Raw genomic sequence first — 9,245 nt, forward strand, 5'->3', positions numbered from 1 at the left:
TTCCGGGCTACTACGTCGAATTTTCCGAGTGGTGCCGGGCTGATGGTTTCGTGGTTAATGCCGGGTCATTCTCGGATGGGTGGGCGGGGAGTGCCGAAAGCCCACGGAAAAAAGTCCGAGAGGTGGACCTGATGATGGATGACGCGACGGTGGGGAGACTGGTCGTCGACGACGTCTCCCCGGCGGTGTCGTCGGGGGCGAGGCCGGCCAAGGCCGTGGTCGGGCAGCACGTGCCGGTGCGGGCCGCGGTGTGGCGCGAGGGCCACGACGCGGTCGCCGCCACGGTGCGGTGGCGCGGCCCGGACGGCGCGTGGCGGAGCACCCGGATGCGCCTGGAAGACGCGGGCGCGGACCGCTGGTCCGCGGTGATCGTGCCGGACGCGGTGGGGGAGTGGGAGTTCCGGGTCGACGCGTGGTCGGACCCCTGGTCGACGTGGCTGCACGCGATCCGCGCCAAGACCGGCGCCGGCCAGGGCGCGGCCGAGCTGGCCAACGACCTGGAGCTGGGCGCGCGGCTGCTGGAACGCGCGGCGCTGGCCGGGGACGCGCGAAGCGTGCTGCTGCGCGACGCGGCGGTCCGGCTGCGCTCCGGGGCGCTCCCGCTGCCCGACCGGCTGGCGGCCGCCCTGGACGAGGCCGTGCTCGCCGAGATGCACGAGCACCCGGTGCGCGAGCTGGTCACCGAGGGCGTGCCGCACCGGCTGTGGGTGGACCGGCCGAAGGCCGCCTTCGGCTCCTGGTACGAGTTCTTCCCCCGCTCCACGGGCGGCGTGGACGCGCAGGGCCGGCCCGTGCACGGCACGTTCCGCACCGCGGCGCGGGAGCTGGACCGCATCGCCGCGATGGGGTTCGACGTGGTGTACCTGCCCCCGATCCACCCCATCGGCGAGATCAACCGCAAGGGCAAGGACAACACGCTCGTCGCGCTGGAGGGCGACGTCGGCTCGCCGTGGGCGATCGGCTCCGCCCACGGCGGCCACGACGCGATCCACCCCGAACTGGGCACGTTCGCCGACTTCGACGCGTTCGTGGCGCGGGCCGCCGAGCTGGGCATCGAGGTGGCGCTCGACCTGGCGCTGCAGTGCGCGCCCGACCACCCGTGGGTCGGGCAGCACCCCGACTGGTTCACCCGCCTGCCCGACGGCAGCGTGGCGTTCGCCGAGAACCCGCCCAAGAAGTACCAGGACATCTACCCGCTGAACTTCGACGACGACCCCAAGGGCCTCTACGCGGAGATCCTGCGCGTGGTCGACCTGTGGGTGGACCACGGGGTGCGCGTCTTCCGGGTCGACAACCCGCACACCAAGCCGCCGGACTTCTGGGCGTGGCTCATCGAGGAGGTGCACCGCGACCGGCCGGACGTGCTGTTCCTGGCCGAGGCGTTCACCCGGCCCGCGCGGCTGTACGGCCTGGCCCGGCTCGGCTTCACCCAGTCCTACACCTACTTCACCTGGCGCACGGACAAGGCCGAGCTGGAGGGCTTCGGCCGGGAGCTGGTCGAGCACGCGCACGAGGCGCGGCCGAACCTGTTCGTGAACACGCCGGACATCCTGCCGCGGCACCTCCAGGAGGGCGGGCCCGCGATGTTCGCCATCCGCGCCGCGCTGGCCGCGCTGCTGTCGCCGACGTGGGGCGTGTACTCCGGTTTCGAGCTGTACGAGAACGAGGCCGTCGCGCCCGGCAGCGAGGAGTACCGGCACTCGGAGAAGTACGAGCTGCGGCCCCGCGACTACGCCCGCGCACGGGCCGCCGGCGCGTCCCTGGAGCCGTGGCTGACCCTGCTCAACCGCGTCCGGCGCGCGCACCCGGCGCTGTGGTCCCTGGACGGCCTGACGTTCCACGCCGTCGACAACCCCGCGCTGGTGGCGTTCTCCAAGCGCGACCCGGCCACCGGCGACACCGTGCTCGCCGTGGTGACCCTCGACCCCGACCAGCCGCAGGAGGGCACGTTGACCCCCGACCTCGCCGCCCTGGGCGTGCCGCCCGCGTTCACCGCGCACGACGAGGTGACCGGCCAGACGTGGGACTGGGGCGCGCGCAACTACGTCCGGCTCGACCCCGCGCACGCGGTGGCGCACGTCGTGGCGGTGAGGGCCTGATGCCGCGCCGACTGCTGCCCAGCGGCGAGTCGCCGCTCGTCGCCACGCCCATCGGCGTGGAGCCGGAGTGGTACAAGTCCGCCGTCTTCTACGAGGTCCTGGTCCGGGCGTTCAGCGACAGCAACGGCGACGGGTCCGGCGACCTGCGCGGCCTGGCCGACCACCTGGACTACCTCCAGTGGCTCGGCGTGGACTGCCTGTGGCTGCCGCCGTTCTACGACTCGCCGCTGCGCGACGGCGGGTACGACATCCGCGACTTCCGGGCGCTGCTCGCGGAGTTCGGCACGATCGAGGACTTCGTCCACCTGCTGGACGAGGCGCACCGGCGCGGCATCCGGGTGATCACGGACCTGGTGCTCAACCACACGTCGGACTCGCACCGCTGGTTCCAGGAGTCGCGCCGCGACCCCGACGGGCCGTACGGCGACTTCTACGTGTGGAGCGACGACGACTCGAAGTACGCCGACGCCCGCATCATCTTCGTGGACACCGAGTCGTCGAACTGGACCTACGACCCGGTGCGCGGGCAGTTCTACTGGCACCGGTTCTTCAGCCACCAGCCCGACCTCAACTACGACAACCCGGCCGTGCAGGAGGCGATGCTCGACGTCCTGCGGTTCTGGCTCGACCTCGGCATCGACGGCTTCCGGCTGGACGCCGTGCCGTACCTGTTCGAGCGCGAGGGCACCAACGGCGAGAACCTGCCGGAGACGCACGAGTTCCTGCGCCTGTGCCGCAAGGTCGTGGACGACGAGTACCCGGGCCGCGTGCTGCTGGCCGAGGCGAACCAGTGGCCCGCCGACGTGGTCCACTACTTCGGCGACCCGAGCGTCGGCGGCGACGAGTGCCACATGGCGTTCCACTTCCCGCTGATGCCGCGCATCTTCATGGCCGTGCGGCAGGAGTCGCGGGTGCCGATCTCGGAGGTCCTCGCGGCCACGCCGGAGATCCCGTCCGGCGCGCAGTGGGGCATCTTCCTGCGCAACCACGACGAGCTGACGCTCGAGATGGTGACCGACGAGGAACGCGACTACATGTACTCCCAGTACGCCAAGGACCCCCGGATGAAGGCCAACATCGGCATCCGGCGGCGGCTGGCCCCCCTGCTGGACAATGACCGCAACCAGCAGGAGCTGTTCACCGCCCTGCTGCTGTCGCTGCCCGGCTCGCCGGTGCTCTACTACGGCGACGAGATCGGCATGGGCGACAACATCTGGCTCGGCGACCGCGACGGCGTGCGCACCCCGATGCAGTGGACGCCCGACCGCAACGCCGGGTTCAGCGCGGGCGACCCCGGCCGGCTCTACCTGCCGGTGATCGCCGACCCGGTCTACGGGTACCAGAGCCTCAACGTCGAGGCGCAGATCGACAGCCCCGGCTCGCTGCTGCGCTGGACCAAGCGGATGATCGACGTCCGGCGCGGGCACACCGCGTTCGGGCTCGGCGGGTTCCGCGAGCTGCCGTCCGGCAACGCCGCCGTCATGACGTTCCTGCGCGAGCACGTGTCCGAGGACGGCCGCCAGGACATCGTGCTGTGCGTCAACAACCTGTCCCGGCACCCGCAGGCGGTCGAGCTGGACCTGCGCGAGTTCCGGGGGCACGAGCTGACCGAGCTGACCGGCGGGGTGGAGTTCCCGGTCATCGGCGTGGCGCCGTACCAGATCACGCTGCCCGGTCACGGTTTCTACTGGTTCGCGATCCACACGGAGGTGCCTGCGCGATGACCACTGCCACAACCGGACTGCCGGGCCTCGCGGAGTGGCTGCCGCGGCAGCGGTGGTTCCCGGCCGAGGACGCGGGGGAGGTCGCGGTCGAGCGCGTCGAGCCGTTCGCGGACGGCCCGGTGCGCGGCGTGATCGCCGTCGTGTCCACCGCGCACGGCCGGTTCCACGTGCCCGTGGGCGTGCGCGCCGACCTGCCCGCGGGCCTGGTCGACGCGGTGATCGGGTTCGCGGGCGGCGAGGCGCACTACGACGCGCTCGCCGACCCCGAGCTGGTGAGCCGCCTGTACGAGCTGGTGGCCCAGGCCGGGACCGCGGGCGCGGTGGCGTTCCGGCCCGAGCCGGGCGTGGACCTGCCGGAGCGGGCGGGCGACGTGCGGCCGATGGGCGTGGAGCAGTCCAACACGTCGCTGGTGATCGGCGGGCACAGCGTGCTCAAGGTGTTCCGGCGGGTGTGGCCGGGGGAGAACCCCGACCTCGCCCTGCACCGGGTGCTGCGCGACAGCCTGTACGTGCCCCGGCTGCTCGGCTCGATCACCCTCGACGGCACCGACACGCTCGGCCTGGTCGAGTCCTTCGTGGACGGTGGCGTGGAGGGCTGGGAGGCCGCCCGCGCCGACCTCGGGCACACGCTCACCGGCACGCCCCGCGAGCTGGACCTCGTCGGGGAGCTGAGCCGCCTCGGCGTGGCCGTCGCCGCCGTGCACAGCGACCTGGGCCGAGCCCTCGGCGCCGCGCCCGCGGACCACGGGGCGCTGGCCGACCGGTTCCTGACCCGCCTGGCCGAGACCCTGGAGCTGGCCCCGACGCTGCGGCCGTACGCCGCGGCGCTGCGGGTGGCGCTGGGCGAGCGGGTCCGCGCGGCCGAGCCCGGCGAGGTGCAGCGCGTCCACGGCGACCTGCACCTGGGCCAGGTGCTGCGCAGCAACGGCCGCTGGGTGCTGCTGGACTTCGAGGGCGAGCCGTCCGCGCCGCCCGCCGAGCGGTCCCTCCCGGACTCGCCGCTGCGCGACGTGGCCGGGATGCTGCGCTCGCTGGACTACGTGGCCGGGCACCACCGGCTGACCGCGACGAACTGGACGGTGGAGGACGAGCGGCGCGCCCGGCACTGGGCGCACGACGCGCAACGCGCGTTCCTCGCCGGGTACGCCAGCGAGTCCGGCGTCGACCTGCGGGCCGCCGGCGCGCTGCTGCGCGCCTACCAGCTCGACAAGGCGCTGTACGAGGTGCGGTACGAGGCGGCGAACCGGCCGGACTGGCTGCCGGTGCCGCTGCGGGCCGTGCGGGCGCTGGTCGGCGGGGCGTCGTGACGGCCGTCGTCACGCCGGCGCTCACCGACCTGGACCGCCACCTGGTCGCCGAGGGGCGGCACGAGCGGCTGTGGGAGGTGCTGGGGGCGCACGTCGTCGATGACGGCGTGCGCTTCGCCCTCTGGGCGCCCGGCGCGCGTGCGGTGCGGGTGTGCGGCGAGTGGGGCGAGGCGGACCTGGCGCGCGACCCGCTGATCGCGGTGTGGCAGGCCGTCGTGCCCGGCGCGCGGGCGGGCCACCGCTACCGGTTCCGGATCCTGGGCGAGGACGGCACGTGGCGCGACAAGGCCGACCCGATGGCGTTCCGCACCACGCCGCCGCCCGCGGTGGAGTCCGTGGTGGCGCGCTCGCGGCATCGGTGGACCGACGGCGCGTGGCGGCACCGGCCCGACCGGATCAGCGTGTACGAGGTGCACCTGGGCTCCTGGCGGGCCGGCCTGGGCTACCGGGAGGTGGCCGAGCAGCTCGCCGACCACGTCGCCGGGCTGGGTTTCACGCACGTGGAGCTGCTGCCGCTGGCCGAGCACCCGTACGGCGGCTCCTGGGGCTACCAGGTGACGTCGTACTACGCGCCGACCGCCCGGCACGGCGGCCCGGACGACCTGCGGCACCTGGTGGACGTGCTGCACCGGCGCGGCATCGGCGTGATTTTGGACTGGGTGCCCGCGCACTTCCCCAAGGACGAGTGGGCGCTGGGGCGGCTGACCGGCGTGCCGGTGTACGAGCACCCCGACCCGCGCCGGGGCGAGCACCCCGACTGGGGCACCTACGTGTTCGACTTCGGCCGGCCCGAGGTGCGCAACTTCCTGCTGGCCAACGCGCTGTACTGGCTGGAGGAGTTCCACGTGGACGGTCTGCGGGTGGACGCGGTGTCGTCCATGCTCTACCGCGACTACTCGCGCGGTCCGGGGGAGTGGGAGCCCAACGAGTTCGGCGGCAACGAGAACCTGGAGGCCGTGGCGTTCCTGCGGGAGCTGACCGCGACCGTGGGCCGGTTGCACCCGGACGCGCTGCTGATCGCCGAGGAGTCCACCACGTGGCCGGGCGTCACGTCGTCGTCCGGCCTGGGCTTCGACCGCAAGTGGAACCTCGGCTGGATGCACGACACCCTGCGGTACTTCCGCGACGGCGACTACGACCGGCTCACGCTGCCCGCCCGGTACGCGTGGAGCGAGCGCTACCTGCTGCCCCTCTCGCACGACGAGGTCGTGCACGGCAAGGGCTCGCTGATCGCCAAGACCGGCGGCGCGGCGGGCCTGCGCGTGCTGCTCGCGCACATGTGGGCCCACCCCGGCGGCCAGGTGCTGTTCATGGGCGGCGAGCTGGGCCAGCCGCACGAGTGGGCCGACCACCGGGAGCTGGCCTGGGACCTGCTGGACGACCCCGTGCACGCCGGCCTGTGCCGGCTGGTGGCCGCGCTGAACCGGGCGCAGGCCGCGCACCCGGCGCTGTACTCGTCCGACGACCGGCCGGACGGCTTCCGGTGGCTGGTGGACGACGACCCCGAGCGCGCGGTCGTGGCGTACGCGCGGTGCGCGCCCGGCGCGCCCGAGGTGGTGTGCGTGGCGAACTTCGGCGACCGGGCCCGTCCGGGCTTCCGGTTGCCGCTGCCGTCCGCCGGGGTCTGGCGGGTGCTGCTGCACACCGAGGACCCGGAGTTCGGCGGCGCCGGCGGCCCGGAGGCGGTCGTGGCCGTGCCGGACGACGGGCGGCCGGTGGCGGAGCTGGCGCTCGCCGCCCGGTCCGCGGTCTGGCTCGTCCGGGCCTGAGCACGCGACAAGGGGCTCGCAGGACGCCGCCGTCCTGCGAGCCCCTTCTCCGTGCGCGTGATCAGCTCGCCCGGCGGCGGTCGGCCAGGGCGGCGAACAGGCCCGCCGCGACGGCCAGCAGGCCGCACAGCAGCAACGAGAACCGGTAGCCCGACAGCAGCGCGGCCGCGGGCGCGTCGGCCACGGACGCGCCCGCCGGCAGCTCGCCCGCGGTGCGGCCCACCGCGAGGGCGGCGAACAGCGCCACGCCGAGCGCGGAGCCGAGCTGCTGCGAGGTGTTGAACAGGCCGCCCGCGAGGCCCTGCCGGTCGTCGGGCACGCCCGCGGTCGCCGAGATGATGATCATGACGACGGCGGTGATGTTGCCGAACCCGACCAGGGCCGTGCCGACGAGCACCGCGGCCAACCCCGCCGCGCCGGCCGGCAACGTGGCCACCACCAGCGAGCCGACCGCCTGCGCGGCCACGCCGAGCACCATGGTGGCGCGGGAGCCGATCTTCGCCGAGATCCGCCCGGCGACGAACCCGGCGAGCATGGCGGTCAGGCCGAGCACCGAGAACGTCAGGCCCGTGCGCAGCGGCGTGTACCGCTCGATGACCTGGAGGTACAGCGTGACGATGTAGGTCGAGCCGACGAACGCGCCGATCAGCGCCAGGTTCGTCACGTTGGCGACCACCAGGGCGCGGAGCCTGAAGATGCCCAGCGGCACGAGCGGGTGCGGCGCCTTGTTCTCGATGAGCACGAACGCCACCAGCAGCACGGCCGACAACCCGAACGCGGTCAGCGTCGTCGCGCCGAGCCAGCCGTGCGTGTGCGCCACGGACAGCCCGTAGACGAGGCTGATCAGCGCCACCGTGACCGTGACCGCGCCGGGCAGGTCGAGCCGGACGCGGGTGGCGGGCCGGGCGACCTCCGCGATGAACACGACGGCGGCGATGCCGGTGACCAGGCCGATGGGCACGTTGATGAAGAAGACCCAGCGCCAGTTGAGCAGGTCGGTGAGGACGCCGCCGGCGATGACGCCGCAGACGAAGCCGAGCGAGAGCACCGCGCCCCAGACGCCGAGCGCCCGGTTGCGCGCCGGGCCCTCCGGGAACGAGGTGGTCAGCAACGCCAGCGCGGCCGGCGCCACGAACGCGGCGGCCAGGCCCTGCGCACCCCGCAGCACGACCAGCTGCACGGCGTCCTGCGCGAAGCCGGCGAACAGCGAGGCGATGCCGAACACCAGCAGCCCGGCGATGAACAGCCGCCGCTGCCCGTGCAGGTCGGCGACCCGCCCGCCGAGCAGCAGGCAGCCGCCGAAGGTCAGCGCGTACGCGCTGACCACCCATTGCAGGTCGTTGACCGGGAAACCGAGGTCGGTCTGGATCGTCGGCAGGGCGACGTTGGTGATGGAGAAGTCGAGGACGATCATGAACTGGGCGGCGCACAACAGCAGCAGGACCAGCCCGCTGCGCGCCCCGCCGGCGACCGGCTGACCGGCCCGCGTTTCGGCTGCACTGGACAACGTCGAACTCCCTCGGACGGATTGGAGAGCGGATTGCAGCTCCACTGTCCTGATCGCGGGCGAACCGATCCAGAGGTGCGGCCGTGCGGATGGGAAAATGCGCGCGGCTGTCGGGAGTTAACGTATTCGGCGGGTGTTCGGAATAGCGTCGGAAAATGGCCGGGCGGACGGGACGTAGGGTGTCACCGTGCCCAGGCCCCGGATCGTGACCGCCGTGCCGGTCGCCCTGCTCCTGCTCGCGATCGGGTTCGTCCTCGACGCGGTCACCATCGTGCACACGTTCGCCGACACCGACGAGGTCTTCGCGCTCGCGGGCACGAAGGACGACTCGATGAACGCCTCGCTCGCCGTCATGATCACCTGGGTGATCGACGCCGCCTCGCTGGTCGTCATGGCCGGGTCGGCGGTCCTGCTGTCGTTCGCCGTGGTCGCCCTGTTCGACGGTCGGCCGTCGGGCCGGGTGCTCGCGCTGGTGGGCGTCGTGCCGCACGTGCTCTACACGGCGTTCTCGCTGACCCGGATCGGCTGGCGGGACCGGGCCGCGCTCGACCCGAACGACCTGAGCGCCTACTTCGACCCCGCCACCACGCCGTGGTTCGTCCGGTTCGCCGACCTCGCGGCGGTGCCGTTCGGCTTCGCGGGCGCGACGGCCGCGCTGGTGCTGCTCCTGCTGCCCGCGACCCGGCGGTGGGTCGAGCGCGGTCGGGTGGCGGACGCGGGGACGTGACGGGGCGGGAGGTCGGGCACCACCACCGCGTCGCCGAACCCGGCGGACGCCAGCTCGGCCCGCACCCGGCCGGTGTCCACCGACGCCGCGGTGAACTCCAGCATCCGCCCGC

6 protein-coding genes are annotated in these 9,245 nt (G+C 73.5%); 5 read left to right on the forward strand and 1 reads right to left on the reverse strand.

The window, feature by feature from the left end; all coding sequences use genetic code 11:
* Positions 1-131 precede the first annotated feature (131 nt).
* Genes ACWEFJ_RS23330 through glgB form a run of 4 tightly spaced genes read left to right on the forward strand, consistent with a single transcriptional unit; the run spans position 132 to position 6,899 of the window.
* Positions 132-2,099 carry a maltotransferase domain-containing protein gene (locus ACWEFJ_RS23330; protein ID WP_378090540.1) on the forward strand — a complete coding sequence of 656 codons (1,968 nt, stop codon included), beginning with the start codon at positions 132-134 and terminating at the stop codon, positions 2,097-2,099.
* The gene (treS, locus tag ACWEFJ_RS23335; RefSeq protein WP_378090542.1) at positions 2,099-3,823 is read left to right on the forward strand and encodes a maltose alpha-D-glucosyltransferase; all 1,725 of its coding nucleotides are present in this window, start codon (positions 2,099-2,101) and stop codon (positions 3,821-3,823) included. Before ACWEFJ_RS23330 ends, treS begins: the two co-directional genes overlap by 1 nt.
* Positions 3,820-5,130, forward strand: a complete 1,311-nt coding sequence (locus tag ACWEFJ_RS23340) for a maltokinase N-terminal cap-like domain-containing protein (RefSeq protein WP_378090544.1) — start codon at positions 3,820-3,822, stop codon at positions 5,128-5,130. Before treS ends, ACWEFJ_RS23340 begins: the two co-directional genes overlap by 4 nt.
* On the forward strand, positions 5,127-6,899 hold the full coding sequence (gene glgB, locus ACWEFJ_RS23345) for a 1,4-alpha-glucan branching protein GlgB (protein ID WP_449715025.1): 1,773 nt from the start codon (positions 5,127-5,129) through the stop codon (positions 6,897-6,899). The genes ACWEFJ_RS23340 and glgB overlap by 4 nt, the downstream gene beginning before the upstream one ends.
* Before the next feature lie 61 nt (positions 6,900-6,960).
* Here the strand turns inward: glgB and ACWEFJ_RS23350 are convergent, their stop codons facing one another.
* Positions 6,961-8,406: an MFS transporter gene (locus ACWEFJ_RS23350; protein ID WP_378090549.1), complete on the reverse strand. Its 1,446-nt coding sequence runs from the start codon at positions 8,404-8,406 to the stop codon at positions 6,961-6,963.
* Positions 8,407-8,593: 187 nt separating this feature from the next.
* Between ACWEFJ_RS23350 and ACWEFJ_RS23355 the strand changes: the two genes are divergently transcribed.
* Positions 8,594-9,133, forward strand: a complete 540-nt coding sequence (locus ACWEFJ_RS23355) for a hypothetical protein (RefSeq protein WP_378090551.1) — start codon at positions 8,594-8,596, stop codon at positions 9,131-9,133.
* Positions 9,134-9,245: the final 112 nt, after the last annotated feature.

It is taken from the genome of Actinosynnema sp. NPDC004786 (genome assembly GCF_053601135.1).